The 19,268-nt window shown below is 69.6% G+C and carries 26 protein-coding genes and 1 tRNA gene; 15 read left to right on the top strand and 12 right to left on the bottom strand.

Going from position 1 to position 19,268, the window contains the following annotated elements:
• The first annotated feature begins 2 nt into the window (after positions 1-2).
• Both moaD and ACFFII_RS09470 read left to right on the top strand, forming a co-directional pair.
• The gene (gene moaD / locus ACFFII_RS09475; RefSeq protein ID WP_377698803.1) at positions 3-248 is read left to right on the top strand and encodes a molybdopterin converting factor subunit 1; all 246 of its coding nucleotides are present in this window, start codon (positions 3-5) and stop codon (positions 246-248) included.
• Positions 248-679: a molybdenum cofactor biosynthesis protein MoaE gene (locus tag ACFFII_RS09470; protein ID WP_377698637.1), complete on the top strand. Its 432-nt coding sequence runs from the start codon at positions 248-250 to the stop codon at positions 677-679. The genes moaD and ACFFII_RS09470 overlap by 1 nt, the downstream gene beginning before the upstream one ends.
• 1 nt (position 680) lies before the next feature.
• Here the strand turns inward: ACFFII_RS09470 and ACFFII_RS09465 are convergent, their stop codons facing one another.
• Entirely contained in the window at positions 681-983 is a 303-nt protein-coding gene (locus tag ACFFII_RS09465) for a YciI family protein (RefSeq protein WP_090751694.1), read from the bottom strand.
• Positions 984-1,129: 146 nt separating this feature from the next.
• On the opposite strand from ACFFII_RS09465, the gene ACFFII_RS09460 reads away from it, so the two are divergent.
• Positions 1,130-2,089, top strand: a complete 960-nt coding sequence (locus ACFFII_RS09460; protein WP_377698636.1) for an acetyl-CoA carboxylase carboxyltransferase subunit alpha — start codon at positions 1,130-1,132, stop codon at positions 2,087-2,089.
• Positions 2,090-2,733: 644 nt separating this feature from the next.
• Here ACFFII_RS09460 and ACFFII_RS09455 read toward each other — a convergent pair.
• From ACFFII_RS09455 to fliF, 4 genes are all read right to left on the bottom strand, one after another.
• A complete protein-coding gene (locus tag ACFFII_RS09455; protein ID WP_377698635.1) occupies positions 2,734-3,399 on the bottom strand; it encodes a flagellar type III secretion system pore protein FliP in 666 nt (221 codons plus the stop codon).
• 248 nt (positions 3,400-3,647) lie between these two features.
• The gene (locus tag ACFFII_RS09450; protein ID WP_377698634.1) at positions 3,648-3,896 is read right to left on the bottom strand and encodes a FliM/FliN family flagellar motor C-terminal domain-containing protein; all 249 of its coding nucleotides are present in this window, start codon (positions 3,894-3,896) and stop codon (positions 3,648-3,650) included.
• Between the two features lies 1 nt (position 3,897).
• Positions 3,898-4,458, bottom strand: a complete 561-nt coding sequence (locus tag ACFFII_RS09445) for a hypothetical protein (RefSeq protein ID WP_377698633.1) — start codon at positions 4,456-4,458, stop codon at positions 3,898-3,900.
• Positions 4,458-6,050 (bottom strand): flagellar basal-body MS-ring/collar protein FliF, encoded by a 1,593-nt coding sequence (gene fliF / locus ACFFII_RS09440; RefSeq protein WP_377698632.1) that lies wholly within the window; start codon positions 6,048-6,050, stop codon positions 4,458-4,460. Before fliF ends, ACFFII_RS09445 begins: the two co-directional genes overlap by 1 nt.
• A gap of 111 nt (positions 6,051-6,161) precedes the next feature.
• Here fliF and ACFFII_RS09435 point away from each other — a divergent pair, with 111 nt between their 5' ends.
• From ACFFII_RS09435 to ACFFII_RS09390, 10 genes are all read left to right on the top strand, one after another.
• Positions 6,162-6,644 (top strand): flagellar basal body-associated FliL family protein, encoded by a 483-nt coding sequence (locus tag ACFFII_RS09435; protein WP_377698631.1) that lies wholly within the window; start codon positions 6,162-6,164, stop codon positions 6,642-6,644.
• Positions 6,641-6,979 (top strand): hypothetical protein, encoded by a 339-nt coding sequence (locus tag ACFFII_RS09430; protein ID WP_377698630.1) that lies wholly within the window; start codon positions 6,641-6,643, stop codon positions 6,977-6,979. Before ACFFII_RS09435 ends, ACFFII_RS09430 begins: the two co-directional genes overlap by 4 nt.
• Complete coding sequence (locus ACFFII_RS09425) at positions 6,972-7,511, top strand: MotE family protein (RefSeq protein WP_377698629.1); 540 nt, start codon at positions 6,972-6,974, stop codon at positions 7,509-7,511. The genes ACFFII_RS09430 and ACFFII_RS09425 overlap by 8 nt, the downstream gene beginning before the upstream one ends.
• 3 nt (positions 7,512-7,514) lie before the next feature.
• Positions 7,515-8,381 (top strand): flagellar motor stator protein MotA, encoded by an 867-nt coding sequence (motA, locus tag ACFFII_RS09420; RefSeq protein WP_377698628.1) that lies wholly within the window; start codon positions 7,515-7,517, stop codon positions 8,379-8,381.
• Positions 8,381-8,641, top strand: a complete 261-nt coding sequence (locus tag ACFFII_RS09415; protein ID WP_377698627.1) for a hypothetical protein — start codon at positions 8,381-8,383, stop codon at positions 8,639-8,641. Before motA ends, ACFFII_RS09415 begins: the two co-directional genes overlap by 1 nt.
• On the top strand, positions 8,638-10,716 hold the full coding sequence (locus tag ACFFII_RS09410; RefSeq protein ID WP_377698626.1) for a flagellar biosynthesis protein FlhA: 2,079 nt from the start codon (positions 8,638-8,640) through the stop codon (positions 10,714-10,716). Before ACFFII_RS09415 ends, ACFFII_RS09410 begins: the two co-directional genes overlap by 4 nt.
• A complete protein-coding gene (locus ACFFII_RS09405; RefSeq protein WP_377698625.1) occupies positions 10,713-11,459 on the top strand; it encodes a flagellar biosynthetic protein FliR in 747 nt (248 codons plus the stop codon). The genes ACFFII_RS09410 and ACFFII_RS09405 overlap by 4 nt, the downstream gene beginning before the upstream one ends.
• Positions 11,456-12,526, top strand: coding sequence for a flagellar type III secretion system protein FlhB (flhB, locus tag ACFFII_RS09400; RefSeq protein WP_377698624.1), 1,071 nt, complete (start codon positions 11,456-11,458; stop codon positions 12,524-12,526). Before ACFFII_RS09405 ends, flhB begins: the two co-directional genes overlap by 4 nt.
• 256 nt (positions 12,527-12,782) lie before the next feature.
• A complete protein-coding gene (locus ACFFII_RS09395) occupies positions 12,783-13,166 on the top strand; it encodes a hypothetical protein (RefSeq protein ID WP_377698623.1) in 384 nt (127 codons plus the stop codon).
• A 21-nt stretch (positions 13,167-13,187) separates the two neighbouring features.
• Entirely contained in the window at positions 13,188-13,313 is a 126-nt protein-coding gene (locus ACFFII_RS09390) for a hypothetical protein (protein ID WP_377698622.1), read from the top strand.
• A 37-nt stretch (positions 13,314-13,350) separates the two neighbouring features.
• On the opposite strand, the gene ACFFII_RS09385 is transcribed toward ACFFII_RS09390, so the two are convergent.
• From ACFFII_RS09385 to ACFFII_RS09370, 4 genes are all read right to left on the bottom strand, one after another.
• On the bottom strand, positions 13,351-13,779 hold the full coding sequence (locus tag ACFFII_RS09385) for a GNAT family N-acetyltransferase (RefSeq protein WP_377698621.1): 429 nt from the start codon (positions 13,777-13,779) through the stop codon (positions 13,351-13,353).
• Positions 13,776-14,531, bottom strand: coding sequence for a tRNA (adenosine(37)-N6)-threonylcarbamoyltransferase complex dimerization subunit type 1 TsaB (gene tsaB, locus ACFFII_RS09380; RefSeq protein WP_377698620.1), 756 nt, complete (start codon positions 14,529-14,531; stop codon positions 13,776-13,778). Before tsaB ends, ACFFII_RS09385 begins: the two co-directional genes overlap by 4 nt.
• Positions 14,524-15,087 carry a NifU family protein gene (locus tag ACFFII_RS09375; RefSeq protein WP_377698619.1) on the bottom strand — a complete coding sequence of 188 codons (564 nt, stop codon included), beginning with the start codon at positions 15,085-15,087 and terminating at the stop codon, positions 14,524-14,526. The genes tsaB and ACFFII_RS09375 overlap by 8 nt, the downstream gene beginning before the upstream one ends.
• 73 nt (positions 15,088-15,160) lie before the next feature.
• The gene (locus ACFFII_RS09370) at positions 15,161-15,616 is read right to left on the bottom strand and encodes a universal stress protein (RefSeq protein ID WP_090751729.1); all 456 of its coding nucleotides are present in this window, start codon (positions 15,614-15,616) and stop codon (positions 15,161-15,163) included.
• 288 nt (positions 15,617-15,904) lie between these two features.
• Here ACFFII_RS09370 and ACFFII_RS09365 point away from each other — a divergent pair, with 288 nt between their 5' ends.
• Positions 15,905-16,531, top strand: a complete 627-nt coding sequence (locus ACFFII_RS09365) for a sugar transferase (protein WP_377698802.1) — start codon at positions 15,905-15,907, stop codon at positions 16,529-16,531.
• On the opposite strand, the gene truA is transcribed toward ACFFII_RS09365, so the two are convergent.
• Together truA and ACFFII_RS09355 are read right to left on the bottom strand one after the other, a co-directional pair.
• Positions 16,503-17,300, bottom strand: coding sequence for a tRNA pseudouridine(38-40) synthase TruA (gene truA / locus ACFFII_RS09360; protein ID WP_377698618.1), 798 nt, complete (start codon positions 17,298-17,300; stop codon positions 16,503-16,505). The genes ACFFII_RS09365 and truA overlap by 29 nt on opposite strands.
• 4 nt (positions 17,301-17,304) lie before the next feature.
• Positions 17,305-18,267 carry a 5-bromo-4-chloroindolyl phosphate hydrolysis family protein gene (locus ACFFII_RS09355; protein WP_377698617.1) on the bottom strand — a complete coding sequence of 321 codons (963 nt, stop codon included), beginning with the start codon at positions 18,265-18,267 and terminating at the stop codon, positions 17,305-17,307.
• Between the two features lie 323 nt (positions 18,268-18,590).
• Between ACFFII_RS09355 and ACFFII_RS09350 the strand changes: the two genes are divergently transcribed.
• Positions 18,591-19,118, top strand: coding sequence for a hypothetical protein (locus tag ACFFII_RS09350; RefSeq protein WP_377698616.1), 528 nt, complete (start codon positions 18,591-18,593; stop codon positions 19,116-19,118).
• A 41-nt stretch (positions 19,119-19,159) separates the two neighbouring features.
• Here the strand turns inward: ACFFII_RS09350 and ACFFII_RS09345 are convergent.
• A tRNA-Gly gene (locus tag ACFFII_RS09345) sits at positions 19,160-19,233 on the bottom strand.
• Positions 19,234-19,268: the final 35 nt, after the last annotated feature.

The following is a 19,268-nucleotide window of genomic DNA, read 5'->3' as shown; positions in this document are numbered from 1 at the left end:
CGCTGGATATCCTTTACTTCGCCTGGCTGCGCGAACGCATCGGCGCCCCGCGCGAGCGCGTGGACACCTCGGCCGCCACCGTGCGCGAGCTGGTGGCGGAGCTGGTCGCGCGAGGCGACCGCTATGCGGCGGCGCTGTCGGACTTGGGCGCCGTGCGGGTCGCGGTGGATCAGGCGCTGACCGACCTGGACGCCCCCTTGGGCAATGCGCGCGAGGTCGCCTTCTTTCCTCCGATGACGGGCGGCTGATGCGCGTCCTCGTCCAGCCCGAGCCCTTCGACGCTGCCGCCCTGACGCAGGGCTTCGGCGCGGGTGCGGGCGCGGTCGTGACCTTTACCGGCCTCGTACGCGCCGATGACGGCCTGACCGCGCTGGAGATCGAGCATTACCCCGGCATGACCGAACGCGCCTTGTCCGAACACGCGCAGGCGGCCGCCGAGCGCTTCGGCCTGATCGACGTGCTGGTCGTCCATCGCCACGGCCGCATCGCGGTCGGCGAGCCGATCATGATGGTCGCCACCGCCGCCCGCCACCGCCGCGCAGCCTTCGATGCCGCCGATTTCCTGATGGACTGGCTGAAGTCCCGTGCCCCGTTCTGGAAGCGCGAGATCGGCGCGCAAGGCCCGCGCGGCTGGGTCGCCGCCAAGGACGAGGACGAGGCGGCACTGAACCGTTGGTAGGTCACGACCCCGGCAGGATCAGCCCGCCCATCTGCACCGCCGTGTAGCGGAAGCCCAGGCCCGCGGTCAGCACCGGGTCGCCCTTGACCAGCCGCAGCGCGTCGGCCTCGCTGTCGGCCCAGACAAGCGCGAGGCCCCAGACCCCCTCGGGGTCCAGCACGGGGCCGACCGCGATCGCATAGCCCTCGTCGGCCATCGCCTGCCACCAGGCCGCATGGTGCGTCATCGCCTGTTCTTCGGCGGCGGTCGCGCCATCGGGAAAGTCGGGGCGGGGCGGGTGAAGGCGTAGAAGGATGGCGGGCATGGCGACCTCGGGCCTTTCTGGCACGAGACTGCGCCCCCGGACGCCTCTTGGCAAGCGGCCCTGCGCGCGCCCCCGCCGCGCGGCCTTCGTTGCAATCCGCCGCCTTGCCCCGCATATAGGCGGCGATCAGCGAAAGGCGCCCGCCCATGACCTATCTCGAGTTCGAAAAGCCGCTGTCCGACCTGGAAGGCAAGGCCGAGGAGCTGCGCGCGCTCGCCCGCCGGGGCGAGGGCGTTGATCTCGAGAAAGAGGCTGCGGCGCTGGATCGCAAGGCGCAGGACATGCTGCGCGACCTTTACCGCAACCTCGATCCGTGGCGGAAGGCGCTGGTTGCGCGCCACCCCGACCGGCCGCATTGCAAGGATTATGTCGAGACGCTGTTCACCGAATGGACGCCGCTCGCGGGCGACCGCGCCTTCGGCGACGACCACGCGGTCATGGGGGGCCTTGCGCGCTTCCGCGACCAGGCGGTGGTGGTGATCGGGCACGAGAAGGGCAACGACACCCGCTCGCGCATCCACCGCAACTTCGGCATGGCCCGCCCCGAGGGCTATCGCAAGGCGATCCGGCTGATGGACATGGCCGACCGCTTCCGCCTGCCGGTGGTGACCCTGGTGGACACGCCCGGCGCCTATCCCGGCAAGGGCGCCGAAGAGCGCGGGCAGTCCGAGGCCATCGCGCGCTCGACCGAGAAATGCCTGCAGATCGGCGTGCCGCTGGTTTCGGTCATCATCGGCGAGGGCGGCTCGGGCGGCGCGGTGGCCTTCGCCACGGCCGATCGCGTGGCGATGCTGGAGCATTCGATCTATTCGGTGATCTCGCCCGAAGGCTGCGCCTCGATCCTGTGGAAGGATGCCGAGAAGATGCGCGAGGCGGCCGAGGCGCTGAAGCTGACCGCGCAGGACCTGAAAAAGCTGGGCGTGATCGACGCGATCATCCCCGAGCCCACCGGTGGCGCCCAGCGCGAACGCGACGAGACGATCCGCTCGGTCGGCGACGAGATCGCGCGTCTGCTGGGCGAGTTGCAGGGCCGCAAGCCCGCCGACCTGATCCGCGCCCGCCGGCAGAAGTTCCTCGACATGGGCGCGCGCGGCCTGGCGGCCTGAGCGGCAGGCACCTCGGAGCGCCCGGCCTCCGAGAAGTCCTGGTGCCTTCCTGCGCAATGCACTCCTGAACTTCCGGCCCCGCTGGCGCGCAGCGTGCCGGGTCTCGGCGTCCGCCTGGCGAGGTCGGGACTTCGGCCTTTCCGCTCCATTCAAATCCGAGGATCGTTGTCACCCTGACGGCCCGGCGCTGATGAAAATGGACTCGCCCATCATGGCAAGTGCATCAATCCGTCTTTGTGGCCCCATGGCAAAGGTCGGTCGAAACCTGCAGCATGACCTTGGCCGCAGCGCCGATGGCTCCTCGCAATGAGCACTATCCGATGGGCTCACCTTGTGCCTGTCGTTCGAGCCTGCAGCCGCGATCAGCGACACCGGTCATCGTCATGGATTGGCAGGCGGTTTGACGCGCCCGCTCCCCTTGTCCATTCCGGGCGTCAGCACTGCCGCGGACCGTGGAGGCGCAGCCATGCGTCTTCAGGATGCTGCGGGACCCGAAAGATCCCTATATGGCCATGGCCAAGCAAGGCGCATGATCTCAGCTGCATGATGAGCTTCCCCGAGGTCACATTTGCCCTGGACTGCGTCACGGCGGACATTGCCGCATCATTACCACCTCTGGGTTTACCAGCACTCGAGGCGGGGGCTCATCCACCACCCTGATAGCCCCGCACCAAGGCCGCTGCAATCAGCCCCCAGCCATCGACCGTCACGAAGAAGGCCAGCTTGAAAGGTAGCGCCACGACGGTGGGCGGCACCATCATCATCCCCATCGACATCAGGATCGCGGAAACCACCAGGTCGATGATCAGGAAGGGCAGCGAGACAAGAAAACCGATGGCGAAGGCGCGTTCGATCTCGGTCAGCATGAAGGCGGGCACCAAGAGCGACAAGGGCGCTGTCTCGGGGTCCGGCACGTCACCCTGAGCCGTCTCGGGCGCGACAGGGCCGGGCTGCGACATCTCGGGGCGCGGCGCCACCTCGGCCAGGGCGGCCATCGTGTCGAGGTCGGTACGCTCGGCCATGAAGCGGCGGAAGGGCTCGATCCCGCGATCAAAGGCGGTGTCCAGTGCGATCTCGCCCCGCGTCAGCGGCGCGCCCGCGACGTCCCAGGCGTCCCGCAGCACCGGGTCCATCACGTACCAGCTGAGAAAAAGGGCAAGGCTGACGATCAGCATGTTCGGTGGCGACTGCTGCAGCCCGATCGCCTGGCGCATGATCGACAGCACCGTCACGACAAAGGGAAAGCAGGTCACCATGACCGCGAGCCCGGGCGCGAGCGACAGCAGCGTCAGCCCCACTACGAGGATCACGGCATTCTGGCTGACCCCGCCTGCAGTCTGGGCAACAAGACCCGAAAGATCCTGCGCTGCCGCGCTGTCCGGCAAGGCTGCGAGAACAGCCAAGGCAGCCCAACCAAGCGGGAAGCATATCCTACAGGCCCTGCTCTGCCTTGACGCTGCCGGACCCATTGCCGTCGCTGCCCAAGCAGGGCCGCTTGGCACGATCATTGCAGAAATCGGTGCCCCCCTGCCGCACCCATTACCGCTGCTCTTCCCCGTCATGCGGCGGACGGGCCGAGGATGCGCACGGCCAGGCGGCTCTCGCCATGTTCGACAAGCTCGCCGCGGGCCACGACCTTGTCGCCGATGCAGATCTCGACCCCCCCCGCGGCATCCTGGTCCAGCGGCAGCACGTCCTCGGCCTGAAGGCGCGCGAGGTCCGCCACCGACATCCGCGTGCGGCCAATGCGGATCGCGATCTCGACCTGGATCTGCTCGGTCGGGATCAGGCTCTGTTCCAGGTCCATGTCACTCCACCTCCATCATCTCGAGAACAAGGCCGCGCAGCTGCTCGGCCACGCGCGCAACCTCCCAGGCCGCGGTGCCGCCCAGCATCTCGGCCTCGATGCACCCCTCGGGTTCCGAGGGGTCTATCCCGATCGCCTCGATGCCGGTCATGGCGAGGCAAGCCGCCGTGAAAGCCGCCATGTCCGGCCCGCAGCGGATCTTTACGGTCAGCGGCGTGACCGAGGCCGCAAGCTGCCGCAATTCGGCCAGAAGCGCCGCTTCCAGCCGTGCCCGCGCCACAGCCGGCATGATCCCGTCCAGAAGCGCCCCGACCAAAGGCGCAAGGGCCCGGACCTGCCCCTCGCCCGCGGCAAGGCGGGCGGCGCTTTCGGCCTCGAGCCGCTCGGACAGTCCGCTCAGGGCGGCGCAAAGCTGGTCGAGCTGCAGGGCCTCCGTCTCTCTCCGACCCTGCGAAAGCCCTTCGGCAAAGGCGGCCTCCAGGTCGGACTGCGCGAAGACAGGCGGCGGCGGGGCCGTCTCGGCACCAAGGTCGAAGCGTTCCAGCTGAAGCAGAGCGCCCATCAGGCCTCCTCCTTCTGGCCGATCCAGCCCGACAGGATGCGCATGCTTTCCTCCTGCCGCTCGCGCATCAACTCGCGCAGGCGGGCCACGGGATCGGCCAGCGCGGCGGGCGGCGTCACCTCGAACTCAGGCGCGGCAGCCGACAGGCTCGGCAGTTCCGCCCCGGGGGCGGCTCCGGGCGGAGCCAAGGCAGGGGCCAGGGCAGGGGCCAGGATCCCGTCCGTGCCTGCGCCCGAGTTGTCCAGCAGCCCGGGCTCGGCCCTGGCCGAGCGTGCGCGCAGGATGGGACGCATCACGACCATCGCCACGGCGAGCGCGAAGAAGCCGATCAGCGCCAGCCGGGCGAGGTCGTTCAGCGGCAACTGCGCCAGCAGCCCGCCGGGTTCGGCCGAGCTGCCCTCGGTGCCAAGCGCCGAGAAGGGCAGCGACTTGACGGTGATGACATCGCCTCGCGCCTCGTCGAAGCCCACGGCCGAGGCCACCAACTCGCGCAATGCCTCAAGTTCGGGCTCGCTGCGAGGAACCAGCGCCTCGGTGCCGTCGGCAGCCTTTTCGACCGTGCCGTTCACCAGCACCGCCACCGTCAGCCGCCGCGTGGCACCGGGCTGGCGCAGGACCTCGCGCGTCAGGCGGCTCACCTCATAGTTCTGCCGCTGCCGCGTTTCCGAACTGGATGTCCGGCTCTGCTCGCCCTGCGCACCCGTCCCCTCGGGCAGGTTTGACGAGGCCGTGACCGCCGCCTGCTCGCCATTGGTGGACTGGTCGGTGGTTTCCTCGTTTTCCTGCGAAACCAGCGCGCGGCCGTTCGGGTCGAAGGTCTGCTCGGACAGCTGCTCGGTTTCGGTCACCAGGTCGAGGTTCAGTTCCACGATGGCGTTGCCGGGGCCGACGTGGGGTTCGAGGATGCGCTCGACGTTGCGCTTCATTTCACTCGCGCGGTCAGCGGCGACGGTTTCCTCGCCGGTCGAGACGATGCCGCGGGCGCTGTCGATCACCTTGACCCGCTCGGGGTCGAGTCCGGGCACCGCCGAGGAGACCAGAAACTGCAGCGACTGCGCTTGCCTGGCGTCCAGCGTGCCCCCGTTCATCGTGACCGTGACCGAGGCCGCCCCGCCTGCGTCACGCCGATAGCCCCGCGTAGAAGGAGGCGCGACATGCACGCGCGCCGCCTTGACACCCGGAACCGTCAGGATGGTGCGGGCAAGCTCGCCTTCCTTTGCCCGCCAATAGGCCGCGTCGAACATCTGCGAGGTCGTGCCGAAGCCCGACATCCCGTCCAGGATCTCGTAGCCTGCGCCGCCCTGCGAGGGCAGACCCATGCCCGCCAGCGTCATCCGCAGCCGGTCTCGTTCTGCCTCGGCGACCCAGATCGCGTCGCCACGGATTTCCGAAGGGATGCCGGTCTTGTCGAGCTCGGCCATCACCTCGCCCGCCCGAGCCGAATCGAGGCCGGAATAGAGCAGCGCCATGGGCGTGCGGCTGGCCAGCCAGGCAAAGCCCGCGACGGCCAGGAAGGTCAGCAGGAACGCCGCCCCGATCAGCCGCTTCTGGCTGGCACTGCGGTCGTTCCAGTACTCGGCAAGCTTCTGCATTCCGCCCTCTCGAATCGTTCTCGAATCGACAGGAACGGTGATGGCACGGGGCCGATTAAGAATTGGTTAGCCCCCTGCTGCTACTCCGGTCCCATCAGGACGGAGAATCAGATGACGGACATCAGCGAACCGCTTGACGCATCGCCCCCCCGGCCGCTGCTGAAACGGCTGCTTCCGGTGCTGCTGCCGGTCCTGACGCTGGTGGCGGGGGCAGGCTCGACAGCCACGGGGCTCTGGTCGCCGATGGCAATGCTGCGCCCCGCCGAACCTTCCCCGGCCGAGGCGCAAGCGCCCCCTGCCGCGACCTTCCTCGACGTGCCGCGCATCGTGCTGACCCTTCCCGGCGAGCGGACGCAGACGCTGGCGCTGGCCGTCACGCTTGAGGTCGCGCCCGAGGCGCTTGGTCAGGCGCGGCTGCTGATGCCGCGCATCACCGACAGCTTCAATGGCTTCCTGTCGCAGATCGACGCGGCCGCCTTCAGCCGCCGCGGCATCCTGGAAATCCTGCGGGCCGAACTGGCGACCCGCACCCGCTTCATCCTGGGTGACGCCGCCCTTCGCGACCTTCTCATCACCGAGTTCCGCATCCAATGACCCTTTCCCTCATCCTGCAAGGCGCGCTGGTGGTCGCGGGTCTGGCCGTGGCCGGTTTCTGCCACGTCCTCGCGCGGCGCCTGCGCAAGCTGAACGACCTGGAAACGGGCTTGGGGGGTGCGATCGCCGTCATGGCGGCCGAGATCGCGCGGCTGGAGGCGGCTCTGGCCGCCGCCCAGGCGGGCGCCACGACCGCAAGCGACGGCCTTGCGCGCGAGATCGAGAAGGCCAAGTCCGAACGCGCATATTGGGCGCTGCAGCAGCAGTTCCTGCCACAGGCGGCGCCCTACCGTCCACTGCGCCGCCGGCGGGTCAAGGAGGCCGGCCATGCCTGACCGCATCTTCTGGATGGGCGGCGCCATCGCCCTTGTCGCGGGGGCGGCCATCGCGCAGGGCGACCGGCTTGCGCGCTCACTGACGGCCGAGGCTGCCTCGACCGAGTTGCTCGACGGCTGCACCGACATTCCCGAGGCCGTGGCCCTGGCCGAAACGCTGCGGCTGCGGGGCATCGCCGTGGATCGCGCGCTGGCCGATCTCGAGCGCCGCAAGGGCGAGATTGCCGCCGCGGAAGCGCAGATCACAGCGCGGCTCCTGTCCCTGAAAAAGGCCAAGACCGCCCTGGGCGAAACCCGCGCGGGCCAGGAGGCGGGACGGACCGAGGGGATCGAGCGGCTGATCGCCGTCTATGACGCGATGAAGCCTGCCGAGGCCGCAACGATCATCGCGGCCCTGCCCCCCGATTTCGCGGCCGAGATCCTGACGCGCGTCCAGCCCGACGCGGGCGCGCGCATCATCGCCCAGATCGACCCGGGGCAGGCCGCGGTCCTGACCGCTCACATGGGCGCGCGCCGCCTGACCGGAGACTGAGCCATGTTCGGCATCATCGGCATCGTCCTGACCTTCGCCATGGTCTTTGGCGGCTATATCCTCGCCGGCGGCAAGATGGCGGTGATCACCCATTCGCTGCCCTTCGAGATGATGATGATCGGCGGTGCGGCGGTCGGGTCGTACCTGCTGTCGAACGACGGCGCGACCCTGAAGCACACGGTTCCGGGTATCATCCGCGCCTTCAAGGGCCCGCGCTGGCACGAGACCGACAACACGCAGATGCTGTGCCTGCTGTTCCAGTTGCTCAAGATCGCGCGCTCGAACCCCGTGGCGCTGGAAGAGCATGTCGAGAACCCGCAGGGGTCCGCGATCTTTCAGGCCTATCCCGCGATCCTCGCCGACGAGAACGCGGTGACGCTGATCACCGACACCATGCGCTCGGCCAGCCTCAACTACGACGACCCCTACCAGGTCGAGGACATGCTCGCGCGTCGCATCGCCCTGATGAAGGAAGAGGCGATGCATGTCCCGCACGCGCTGCAGAACATGGCCGACGCCCTGCCCGCGCTGGGAATCGTCGCGGCGGTCCTGGGCGTCATCAAGACCATGGGGGCGATCGACCAGCCGCCCGAGGTGCTGGGCGGCATGATCGGCGGCGCACTGGTCGGCACCTTTCTGGGCGTCTTTCTCGCCTACGGGTTGGTCGCGCCCCTGTCGCAGCGGCTGGCGGCGGTGATGAAACAGGACCTTGCCTTCTACGAGGTCATCAAGTCGGTGCTGATCGCGGGGTTGCACCAGCATGCGACGAACCTTTGCGTCGAGGTGGGCCGCCAGGCCGCACCCGAGCACCTGCGTCCGAGCTTCACCGAGGTCGAAAGCGCGCTGCGCGAGATGAAGAAGGCCGCATGATGCTGGCAGCCCTTGCTCTTGCCGCAGCCCAGGCCCTCAGCCCGGCCGCCTCTGCCTTCGTCGACGACGCGACCGCGCGGCTGCTGACCGGAGAGGAGCTTGCTCCCGACTTCCCTGTCCGGCTGCAGGCCCTGCCCCCCGACCAGCGGCTGCTGGTGATCGCCTATCTGCGCCGAGCGGGCTTTCTGGCGGACGTGGTGATGCCGGTGGACTGGGTGATCTCGCCTGCGGGCCCTGCCAGTCCAGGGGAAGATAAATGAGCGCGGTGACTCCGGCCGAGGGGCTGGGGGCCTCGGCCAAGCCGCTCGCCATCACGGGCGTGCTGGTGCTGGTGGTGATGTCGATGGTGGTCCCGATCCCGGCGGCGCTGCTGGATGCCGGGATCGCGCTGTCGATCGCCACGTCGGTGCTGATCCTGGTCATGGCAAGCGTCGTTCACAAGCCGACCGACTTCCAGGCCTTTCCAGTGATGCTGCTGCTGTCGCTGGTGATCCGGCTGTCGCTGAACGTCTCCTCGACGCGCCTGATCCTGACCGAGGGGCATACCGGCCCCGATGCAGCGGGCGAGGTCATCAACGGCTTTGCGCAGTTCGTCGCGGGCGGCTCGCTGATGGTCGGGGTCACGGTCTTCGCCGTCATCTCGATTGTGAATTTCATGGTCATCACCAAGGGCTCGGGGCGGATGGCCGAGGTTTCGGCGCGCTTTGCGCTCGATTCGCTGCCGGGCAAGCAGCTGGCCATCGACGGCGACCTGAACTCGGGCGCGATCACCCATGACGAGGCCAAGCGCCGCCGCACGCAGGACCAGCGGGAAATCAGCTTCTACGGCTCGCTCGACGGCGCGTCCAAGTTCGTCAAGGGCGACGCCATCGCCGGGCTGCTGATCACTGCCGTCAACTTCTTCGTGGGCTTGGGCGTCGGGCTGATCGCCCACGGGATGCCCGCGTCCGAGGCGCTGTCCACCTATTCGCAACTGACCATCGGCGACGGGCTGGTCACGCAGGTCCCCGCGCTCATCACATCGATGGCGGCGGCACTGCTGCTGTCACGCGGAGGCTCGACGGAATCGACGGCCGACCTGCTGTCCCAGCAACTGGCGCAGAACTGGCACGCCCCGGCGCTGGCCGCAGGCGCGATGGCCGTGCTGGGCTTCGTGCCGGGCATGCCCACGCTGATGTTCCTGGCCATCGCGGCGGTTGCGGGATGGTTCGCTTGGCGCGCCGCCACCCGGCCGGTGGCGGCGCCCGGAGATGACGAAGCGGCCGCCCTGCCCCCGCAGGAAGCCCGCCCCCGCATCGGCGACGTGCTGGACACCGACGAGATCTGCGTGGAAATCGGCGCGGACCTGATCGCCGCCGCGCTCGACCCGGCGCGGGGTCTGGGCGGGCGGATCAACAACCTGCGCATTCACATCGCCCGCAGCTACGGCATCATCCTGCCCGAGGTGCGGATCACCGACGCGATCGGCATGGGCAGCGGCGACTACGTCATCCGCATCCACGGTGTCGTGCGCGCGCGCGGGCGGCTGAACCGGCACCAGATTCTTGCGCTCGGCGCCGAGGACATCCTGGCCGATATCCCCGGCGAGCGGACGCGCGAGCCCGTCTACGACAGCCCCGCCCGCTGGATCGACCCCTCGCGCCAGGACGAGGCCGCCATCGCGGGTGCCAGCGTCGTGACGCCGATGGAGGTCCTGTCCACCCATCTCATGGAAACCGTCAAGTCGCAGATGCCCGCGCTGCTGACCCTTGGCTCGATGCAGCGGCTGATGCAGGAACTGCGCGCGCTGTCGGACGAAACGCGGGCGCAGGGGTACCAGCGCGTCTTCGACAGCCTGATCCCCGACAAGGTCGCGCCCGAGCAGCTTTTGTCCGTGCTGCGCCTGCTGCTTGAGGACCGCATCTCGATCCGGAACCTTGCGCTGATCGTGGAAGGCATCCATGAAAGCCGCTCGCCCGACCCCGAGATTGCCGCCGAGTTCGTCCGCCGGCGCCTGCGCGGCCAGATCACCGAGGCGCTGGCGGACCCCGACGGGCAACTGGACGTCCTGCAACTGCATCCGGGGTGGGAGGCCGAGTTCCTGCGCGCCGAATCCGAACCGGGCCGCGCCGCCGGCGCCGTGACCCCGCCGCTGATGCAACGCCTGACCGAAAAGCTTCGCCTGACCGCCGCCGGCCTGCCGCCCGGGTCCCAGCCCGCGCTGGTCGTCCCCGACCACCGTCGCCGGCTGGTCCGCGCGGTAGCGGCGGGCGCAGGTCTCTCCTGGCCGGTGCTCGGCCTCGAGGAGGTCGACCCGCAGGCCCGCGTCCGGCTGGTGGGCTCGGTCGAGCCATGACGCTGGGCCCGAACCTTCTTCCCTGGCTGATGCCGCTGCTGCTGGTCTACGCGCGCATCCAGGCCTGCCTGCTGGCGATGCCGGGCCTGGGCGAGCGGATGATCCCCGTTCGCATCCGCGTGGCCGCAGCCATGGCGCTGACGCCCCTTTACGCGGGCGCTGCCCGACCCGGGCCCCTGCCCGCGCCGCTGCAACTCGCGGCCTTGGTCGCGGCCGAGATCGTGGCGGGGCTGGCACTCGGCCTCATGGTGCGGGTGGTCGCCATGGCGCTCGACGTGGCCTCGACGGCGCTGGCGCAAAGCGCCTCGATGTCGGCGATGCTGGGGATATCCGAGGACATGCCGCCCCACCCTGTCGGCAACCTCATGCACATGGCAGGCATGGCGCTGCTGATGGCGCTGGGGCTGCCGATCCTGGTCTGCCAGTTGCTGACCGACAGCTTCGCGCTGAAGCCTGCGGGGCTCTGGCCCCAGATCGCGCAGCTGTGGCCCGCCTTTCTGGCGCTGGTCGTCCACGGCTTCACCCTGGCGCTGCTGATCGCCTCGCCCTTTGTCCTGGGCGGGCTTCTGTTTCAGATGCTCTCGGGCGTGGTTTCGCGGGTGATGCCCGCCATGCCCGTCGTCTTCGTGGCGGCACCCGCCGCGATCGGGCTCGCGCTGGTGGCGCTGGCCCTGCTGACGCCGGGGCTGCTGGCGATCTGGGCCGATGCCGTCCTGTCCGTCGACCTGTCGGGGCTGCGATGAGCGGCGGCGAGGACAAGGACGACCGCCAGCACGAGCCGAGCGAGCAGGGCGATATCCCGCGGTCAACCGAGGCCACGACGGCGCTGGCCTACCTGGGCATCTTTGGTGCCTTTATCATGGGCATGGCGACGATGGTGCCGGCTTGGCTGGGTATGGCCGAGCGGCTGATGGGCGCCGGGGCCCTGCCCGATGGCGCCGAGGCCGCCGCGCGGTCCTTGGGCCTTCTGTCGGGGGTCGCCGTGCTGGGCGCGGCACTGGTTTCGGCCGCAATGGTGGTGTCGGGGCTGCTGGCGCAGCGGGGGCTTGTCTTCACGCCGTCGCGCCTCGCCCCCGATCTCAAGCGGATCGACCCGTTCAGGAACGCGGGCCAGAAGTTCGGCAAGACCGGGCTGGTGAGCTTCGCCATTTCGCTGGCGAAGCTTTGCGGCGTCACGCTGGGGGGCGTGCTGCTGTTTTCCACCCTGGGCCGCAGCATCGCGCAGGCGGCGAACATGGGCGCCACGGCCTGGATCGAGGCGCTGCCCCTTTTGATCCGGCAGGTGCTGCTGCTGGCGCTGGCCGTGTCAGCGGTTTTCGCAGGCATCGATCTGCTCTGGAAGCATTTCGATCACCGCCGCCGCAACCGCATGACCCGCAAGGAGGTCGAGGACGAGCACAAGGACAGCGAGGGCGACCCCCATCTCAAGGCCGCGCGGCGGCAGAAGGCCGTCGATCTGGCCTTGGGCTCGATGCTGGCGGACGTGGAACGCGCCGACGTGGTGATCGTGAACCCGACCCATTACGCCGTTGCGCTGGAATGGAAGCGGGGCAGCGGCCGGGCGCCGGTCTGCCTCGCCAAGGGCGTGGACGAGGTCGCGGCCCGCATCCGCCAGCGCGCCCGCGACCACAGGGTGCCGATCTGGTCCGACCCGCCCTGCGCCCGTGCCCTGCACGCAACCGTCAGGATCGGCGACGAGATCCCGCGCACCGAGTTCGGTCCCGTCGCCGCCGCCATCCGCTTTGCGGAGGCGATGCGCGCCAAGGCGCGGCGAGGCTATGACGGCGCCCTCGAAGGGGCGGCGCGATGATGGGCAAGGGAAAGCCCTGCCCTGCTCCTGAACCCGGTTGGGAGAAGCAAGCCCGAAGGATGGGAAGTGGTTGCGGCGGGTGCGGCACTGCTTCCGGCGGTTGGCAGCGAGCGTGCCGGAAGATGTTCAGCCGGTGCGACCGTAGGGTTGGCCGGATGCGCTGGAACGGACCCCTGGCCTGCCTCTTGCCTTTGGGCGTGGATCGGAGGACGGGCGCAGTTGCGCGCGTCCGTTCGCCTGTCGCGGGAACCGGAAGATGAGCCGCAAGGCCGATCAGCTTGGCAAGCTGGCGCGGATCGCGCGGTTGAAGGCCGACGCGGACCTGCGGCGCTATTCGGCTTATCGCGCCCATGCCGACGCCATGCAGCGGCAGGTCGAGGGCATCCGGGCCGAACTGGCCGAGGCGATCGCCACGCCGGTTTCCGATGCATTGGACCAGTGGCGGCTCACCACTGCGCTGGTCGCCTATCGCGCCGGAGAGGCGCAGCGCGGCGAGGCGGCGTTGGTGCGGATGAAGCCGGGCCTCGACGCGGCCCATCGTGCCGCCCTTCTGGCCTTCGGGCGGGCCGAAGCGCTGCTGCAGGTGCAGCGGCAGGTCCTGGCGCAGGAGAAAACAGAGGCAGAGCGCAGGCGCTGGTGACGCGAGGGCCTGCGGACAGGCATGCGCAGGGACGGGGGCCTGTGCCAGATGATCGACCTTGCGGCCAGTGAGGTCCTGCAGGGGCACCAAGAGGATCGGAGGCAGGGCACCAGCGCCGCCTCGCCGCGCTGCACCTCGGATGGCTGATCAGGCGCGTTCCGCCCTCCAAGGCCGGAATGGACCGTCACGCGGCCGGGCCAAGCCCGTGCCGCATCACCACGGCATCGATGCCGGGGGCATAGTATCGCGGGCGGCGGCCGACTGCGGCCCATCCCGTCCGGCGGTAAAGCGCAAGTGCGGGGGCGTTGTCCGAGGCGACCTCCAGAAAGGCCGCCTCGGCGCCTTGGGCCTTGCATTGCTCGAGGAAGCTGCCGACCAGAGCCCGACCCAAGCCCGCGCAGCGCGCCTCGGGTGCAACGGCAAGGGTCAGAAGCTCGGCCTCGCCCCCCGCAACCCGGCCAAGGAGAAAGCTGCCAGCTGCCGTCAGCAGGACGCAGCCGGGCGCAGACAGCAGCCCATCGAACTCGGCGGCCGTCCAGGGCCTCGGCGTCACGAAGCACCGGTCGTGCAACGCCGCGAGTTGCACGGGCCCCATCGCGGGACCGCCGCTCATCGCAGGATCACGGGTGGGGGGTCGCGAGGCGGCGCGGCATCGGCCGGACGCAGGTAAAGGGGCGCAGGACGCGCGCCCGGAAGCGCGGCTTTGCGGGTTCCGCTGGCGGGGGCGCCCGTGTCCGCCGTCCCGGCAAGGCCCTCAGTCCTACGTTCACGGGCAACCCGCGCAATGGCGACCGCGACGGGATAGAGAGGGGCGCAGTCAGGCGGACCCGGTGGAAGATCGTCGATCATGCCCAGGCGGGGACCAGAGGCACGGGGCTGGCTCGCATCGTTCCCGTCCTGAGAAGCCGCAGCATGGGAGCGACCCATCTTGGCGTATTGGCTGGCCGGGATCCCGTCCTGCAGCCCTGCGGTATCCTGAGAACCGAAGTCCTCCCACACGACCTCGTTTCCGCGCAGCGGAACCACGGCCCGGCAGGGGCGGGGCACGCCGCAGGCGGCCGCCTCGGTCGCGCTGACACCGATCGCCGGAATGCCCAGCGACAGCGCCAGCCCCCGCGCGGCGGCGACCGAGATGCGCACGCCGGTGAAGTTGCCGGGGCCCGTGCCCACGCCGATCGCGTCGAGGTCGGACCACGCCAGGCCTGCCTCGGCCAGCAGTTCCTCCAGCAGGGGAAACAGCCGCTCGGCCTGCCCCTTGGTCATGGGCTCGGCGCGTTCGGCCAGCACGCGGTCGCCGCAAACGACAGCGGCCGCGCAATGCGCGGCCGACGTGTCGAAGCCAAGCACCCGAAGAGGGTCAGGCAACGGGGCGCACCTCGACCACCTCGGGGATGTAGTGGCGCAGCAGGTTCTCGATCCCCATCTTCAGCGTCAGGGTCGAGGACGGACAGCCCGCGCAGGCGCCCTGCATGTGCAGGTAGACCACGCCCCGGTCGAAGCCGTGGAAGGTGATGTCGCCGCCGTCCTGGGCCACGGCGGGCCGGACGCGGGTGTCCAGCAGTTCCTTGATCTGGCCCACGATCTCGGCGTCGGGGCCGTCATGGGCGGCATGCGCGCTGGCCTGGGTCGCGGCGGCCCCCGGCATCACGGGGTCGCCAGACTGGTAGTGGTCCATGATCGCGCCCAGGATCGACGGCTTGATCTGGTCCCAGATCGCCGCGTCGGACTTGGTCACGGTCACGAAGTCCGACCCCAGAAACACGGCCGCGACGCCGGGCACCGCGAAGATGCGGCGCGCAAGCGGACTGGCCGCCGCGCCCTCGGGCGTCGGGAAGTCTGCGGTGCCGCTGCCCAGCACGGTTTCGCCGGGCAGGAACTTCAGCGTGGCGGGGTTGGGGGTGGTCTCGGTCTGAATGAACATCGGGTGCTCCTCGGTCAGGTCCGATATGGTCGCGGCGGCCTCCAAGTCAAGGCTGGCGGTCCTTCGGCACCTGTCAGGTGATCTGCTCCAGCCGCTCGCGCGAGATGTCGCCGGGCACGATGGTCAGCGGACAGGGCAGCGTGGTCATCTCGCGCATCAGCCGCGTGACCAGGGGACCGGGGCCGCCGCTGTCCGAGGCGGCGGCCAGGACAACGATGGCGATCTCGGGGTCGCCGCTGATCTGGGCGATCAGCTCGCCCCCCGGGTCGCCCTCGCGCACGACCAGCTCGGGCTCGACGCCGGGGCGGTCGCGCATCCACTTGGCGAAGACCTCGAACTGCTGCTCGATCCGCTCGCGCGCCTCGGCGCGCATGACCTCGGCCACGCCGAACCCGTGCTGGATCTCGCTGGCCGGGATGACGGCCAGCACCTGCACCGCGCCGCCGGTATTGGCGGCCCTCAAGGCGGCATAGCGGATGGCGTTCAGGCACTCCTTGCTGTCGTCCAGCACGACCAGAAACTTGCGCATCGTCCCGCCCTTTCGGTGCCATCGGCCAATTCCTGCCGGTCAGAGTCGCAAAACTGCATCAGCTTCTCAACCCCCGAAGGAAAGGGGTTTGCTGCACTTGCATCGAACCCCCACTATGCTAACCGCAGGCGGTGTCCCCAGCATGACCAACCAGAGGTGGCAGGGCGAGTGACGGTCCAACACGACTGGAACAGCGAACAGATCGGTCTTGCCTCCTTCGCCGCCCCCCTGGCGCGCGACGCGGGGCTGATCGCGTCACGGCGTGCGGGCCGTGCGCCTGCCGTGGGGATGACCTTCGGCAAGCGGCTGTTCGACGTGACGCTGGCGCTTCTGCTGCTGGTGCCGCTGTCGCTTGTCATGCTGGTGGTGGCGGGACTGCTGCTGGTGGCCGAGGGGCGGCCGATCTTCTACGTTTCCGAACGGATGCGGGCGTCCGACAGGGCGTTCCGGCTGATCAAGTTCCGCACCATGACCGCCGTCGATGAAGACGCGGGCGCGACCGGCGCCCACAAGGCCTGGCGGATCACGCGGCTGGGCTGCATCCTGCGCCGCACGCGCATCGACGAGCTGCCGCAGCTGTTCAACATCCTCAAGGGCGACATGAGCTTTGTCGGCCCCCGCCCGCCCCTGCGCGAATATGTCGAGCGTTTCCCCCGCCGCTATGCCCAGGTGCTGCGGACGCGACCGGGCGTCACGGGCCTTGCCACGCTGATCTACCACGCGCATGAGGACCGGATCATGGCGCGCTGCCACTCGCCCGAGGCAACCGAGGCCGCCTACTACCGGCGCTGCCTGCCCACGAAGCTGCGGCTGGACCTGATCTACCAGCAGCGCCGGACGCTGGCGCTGGACCTGTGGATCATCTGGAACACCGTGATGACGGTGATCATCCCCGGCTGGAAGCGGCGGCGCTGAACGGGTCCGCCGGGTAGTCCGCCCCCACCAGATACAGTCCTTGCGGCGGGCAGACCGGCCCGCAGGCGGCTCGGTCGCGCGCCTCAAGCGCGTTTCGCACCCGGTCGGGCGCCCATGCCCCGGCGCCCACGCGTTCCAGCGTGCCCACGATGGACCGGACCTGGTTGTGCAGGAAGGACCGCGCGGACAGGTGGAAGCGGTATTCCGCGCCATGGGGCACCGCGATCTCCTCGATGGCGATGCGGTCCAGTGTCTTCACCGGGCTGGCCGCCTGGCACATGGTCGAGCGGAAGGTGGTGAAGTCATGCCGCCCCACCAGATGCGCCGCGCCTTCCCGCATCGCCTGAACATCCAGAGGATGAACGACCTGCCACACACGGCCGCGGTCATGGGTCGCAGGCGCCCGGCGGGACAGCAGGCGGAACAGGTAGCGCCGCCCCTGAGCCGAGAAGCGGGCATGGAAGTCATCGTCCACACGTGCGGCGGCAAGGATCGCAACGGGGGCAGGCTTGAGATGCCAGTTCAGCGCCTCGGACAGCCGGAAAGGGTCCCAGTCGCGCTCAAGGTCGGCATGGGCCACCTGCCCCGTCGCATGGACACCCGCATCGGTCCGCCCCGCCGCCGCAATCCGGGCGCCCGCGCGAAAGCCGGGGTCCAGCGCGGCCAGCGCGCGCTCGACCGCGCCTTGGACCGAGGGCAGCTCGGCCTGCGCCTGCCAGCCGGCGAAGGGGCCGCCGTCATATTCGATCTTCAGCGCAAAGCGCGGCATGGGACTAGCGGCGGCGAAGGTTCTCGGGGATGCGGAACAGCTCGTCCGCAGTCTGCTCGCTGCGATCCTCCAGCAGGGCGCCCTCGGGCGGGCGGACGCCCTCGCGGGCCAGTCGGTCGCGCAGAACCTGGATCTCGATGTCCATGTCGGTGCGCCCGCCCTGGTGCAGCCGCTGGGTCACCGCCTGGAAGCCGGCTTCCAGGTCGCCCAGCAGGGCCTCGTATTGCGCGCGCGCGCCTTCGTCGCGGGTGCGGGAGTAAAGATCGACGAACTTCACCGTCGCGTCGCGGGCGCCGATCAGGTAGACGCCCAGGTATCGGCGGGCCGCGGCCAGCGCGCCGGGGTTCTGTTCCACCCCGTCGAACAGGTGCCGCGCAGTCGCGGCGAACATCCCCACCCGCGCCTCAAGCCGCCGGTCGCCCACCCGCTTGATCGCGTCGGTGATGCCAGCCAGGTGCTTTTCCGCCTCTTCGACCATGCGGGCGGCGCGGTCCTGTTGGAAGCTGTCCACGCCCTCCATGCCCTTGTCGCTCATCGGGTCCGGGCCGAAGGTCAGCCAGTGCAGGATCGAGCCGGTGAAACCGATGGCCAGCGCGCCCCCCAGCGCCCCGGGCTCGGCCGAGCCCACGGCCAGCCCGAGGCCGGTCAACACGCCGCCGAACAGCTTGCGCGGGATCGCCGGGCGTCGGGCCACGCGGCGCGCGTCATAGGCGGCCTCGGCCTGCAGGCCTTCGCGCGTCATCCACATCGCGCCCGCAGTGATGCCGAAGCCTGCAAGGCTGGTCGCCATCACCACAGGATCGCCCTGGAAGAAGGCCGTCAGCAGGAAGGGCGAGGCCATGAAGGTGATCCACTTGGTCCGCCCTTCATGCGGGTGGCGCACCTCGCCCGGCGCGGGACGCGCGGGAGGGGCATTGTCCGCCCGGCCTGCGTTGGGGGAATACTTGCCGCCGAACCGTTTCGCCATGATCCCGCCCTCAGCCCGCGCCAAAGAGCGAGGCGTAAAGCGTCACCCCCATTAGAAGGAAGAAGGACAGGCGCTGCGCGGCGGGACGGGACATGGCATGATCTTTCGGCGGATCGGCGTTTCGGCGGTGACCGCCCTTGCGGTCGCACGGGGGCGGTCGCCCGGTCAACCCCGCAGCGGTCCGCCCGTTCCGGGGCGCGGCACGGGAAAGGTGCAGGCCTGCGTGGAAGGCAGGCCGGAATCAGGAACATCCGCCTTGCGCGTGCGCTTGTTCCGGGCGAGTTGCCTTTCGCTTCACGCAGACCGCGACCCAGAGGTGACCCGTGATCTGGCGCACAGCCGTTCTTGCCGCCATCGCCTGCCTGTTCCTGGCCGTGCCGGACGTGGATCTGATGCTTCTGTCGCTGCTGCATCACCGCTCGATCCTGACGCATTCGGCGCTGCCCGCGCTCATCCCCTTGCTTTTCCGCCGCAGGATCGGGCTGATGCCTGCGGCCGGGGCGCTGATCGGCCTGTACGTCCACCTGATCTGCGACGCGCTGTCGCCCGCAGTGGGCTTCGGGCAGGTCTGGCTGCCCGCGCCCTTCAAGATGCCGCTGGGCGGGCTCAGCCGCCTGTGGCTGGCGGGGAACGCCGCTCTCTGCTTCCTGCTGGCGCAGGGGATCTGCCGCCGCCTCTCGCCCGGCTTGGCGGGCCCGGCCGCGGTGGTGCTGGTCAGCGCCGGAGTCGGGATCTTCTATGGTCTGGTCAACGAAAGGTCGATTCTGTCCGCAGCGGTCTGCCTGATTTTCCCGGGCCTTCTCGGCCTGTCGATCCGGCGGCGCCTGCTGCGGAAGCTCCCTTCCGCCTAGAGGGTCTGCGCTTCATGGCGCCTGCCGACAAGAAAGAGGATTGGAGCGGGTGATGGGAATCGAACCCACGTATTCAGCTTGGAAGGCTGCTGCTCTACCATTGAGCTACACCCGCATGACGGGCAGCTTTACCCAAGCAGGACCCGCCGC

The organism is Paracoccus niistensis (assembly GCF_042432925.1).
GTDB classification, from domain to species: Bacteria; Pseudomonadota; Alphaproteobacteria; order Rhodobacterales; family Rhodobacteraceae; genus Paracoccus; species Paracoccus niistensis.
This window is presented reverse-complemented; position numbering and strand designations above follow the sequence as displayed.

Coding starts and splice junctions, on each gene's coding strand:
- ACFFII_RS09395 (WP_377698623.1), top strand. CDS start 12,783: ATGAGCCGCAAGGCCGATCAGCTTGGCAAGCTGGCGCGGATCGCGCGG.
- truA (WP_377698618.1), bottom strand. CDS start 17,300: ATGCCGCGCTTTGCGCTGAAGATCGAATATGACGGCGGCCCCTTCGCC.
- flhB (WP_377698624.1), top strand. CDS start 11,456: ATGAGCGGCGGCGAGGACAAGGACGACCGCCAGCACGAGCCGAGCGAG.
- ACFFII_RS09365 (WP_377698802.1), top strand. CDS start 15,905: ATGACCTTCGGCAAGCGGCTGTTCGACGTGACGCTGGCGCTTCTGCTG.
- ACFFII_RS09405 (WP_377698625.1), top strand. CDS start 10,713: ATGACGCTGGGCCCGAACCTTCTTCCCTGGCTGATGCCGCTGCTGCTG.
- motA (WP_377698628.1), top strand. CDS start 7,515: ATGTTCGGCATCATCGGCATCGTCCTGACCTTCGCCATGGTCTTTGGC.
- ACFFII_RS09370 (WP_090751729.1), bottom strand. CDS start 15,616: ATGCGCAAGTTTCTGGTCGTGCTGGACGACAGCAAGGAGTGCCTGAAC.
- ACFFII_RS09470 (WP_377698637.1), top strand. CDS start 248: ATGCGCGTCCTCGTCCAGCCCGAGCCCTTCGACGCTGCCGCCCTGACG.
- ACFFII_RS09415 (WP_377698627.1), top strand. CDS start 8,381: ATGCTGGCAGCCCTTGCTCTTGCCGCAGCCCAGGCCCTCAGCCCGGCC.
- ACFFII_RS09390 (WP_377698622.1), top strand. CDS start 13,188: ATGCGCAGGGACGGGGGCCTGTGCCAGATGATCGACCTTGCGGCCAGT.
- ACFFII_RS09410 (WP_377698626.1), top strand. CDS start 8,638: ATGAGCGCGGTGACTCCGGCCGAGGGGCTGGGGGCCTCGGCCAAGCCG.
- ACFFII_RS09355 (WP_377698617.1), bottom strand. CDS start 18,267: ATGGCGAAACGGTTCGGCGGCAAGTATTCCCCCAACGCAGGCCGGGCG.
- ACFFII_RS09445 (WP_377698633.1), bottom strand. CDS start 4,458: ATGGGCGCTCTGCTTCAGCTGGAACGCTTCGACCTTGGTGCCGAGACG.
- fliF (WP_377698632.1), bottom strand. CDS start 6,050: ATGCAGAAGCTTGCCGAGTACTGGAACGACCGCAGTGCCAGCCAGAAG.
- ACFFII_RS09385 (WP_377698621.1), bottom strand. CDS start 13,779: ATGAGCGGCGGTCCCGCGATGGGGCCCGTGCAACTCGCGGCGTTGCAC.
- ACFFII_RS09435 (WP_377698631.1), top strand. CDS start 6,162: ATGACGGACATCAGCGAACCGCTTGACGCATCGCCCCCCCGGCCGCTG.
- ACFFII_RS09430 (WP_377698630.1), top strand. CDS start 6,641: ATGACCCTTTCCCTCATCCTGCAAGGCGCGCTGGTGGTCGCGGGTCTG.
- ACFFII_RS09450 (WP_377698634.1), bottom strand. CDS start 3,896: ATGGACCTGGAACAGAGCCTGATCCCGACCGAGCAGATCCAGGTCGAG.
- ACFFII_RS09460 (WP_377698636.1), top strand. CDS start 1,130: ATGACCTATCTCGAGTTCGAAAAGCCGCTGTCCGACCTGGAAGGCAAG.
- ACFFII_RS09465 (WP_090751694.1), bottom strand. CDS start 983: ATGCCCGCCATCCTTCTACGCCTTCACCCGCCCCGCCCCGACTTTCCC.
- ACFFII_RS09375 (WP_377698619.1), bottom strand. CDS start 15,087: ATGTTCATTCAGACCGAGACCACCCCCAACCCCGCCACGCTGAAGTTC.
- ACFFII_RS09425 (WP_377698629.1), top strand. CDS start 6,972: ATGCCTGACCGCATCTTCTGGATGGGCGGCGCCATCGCCCTTGTCGCG.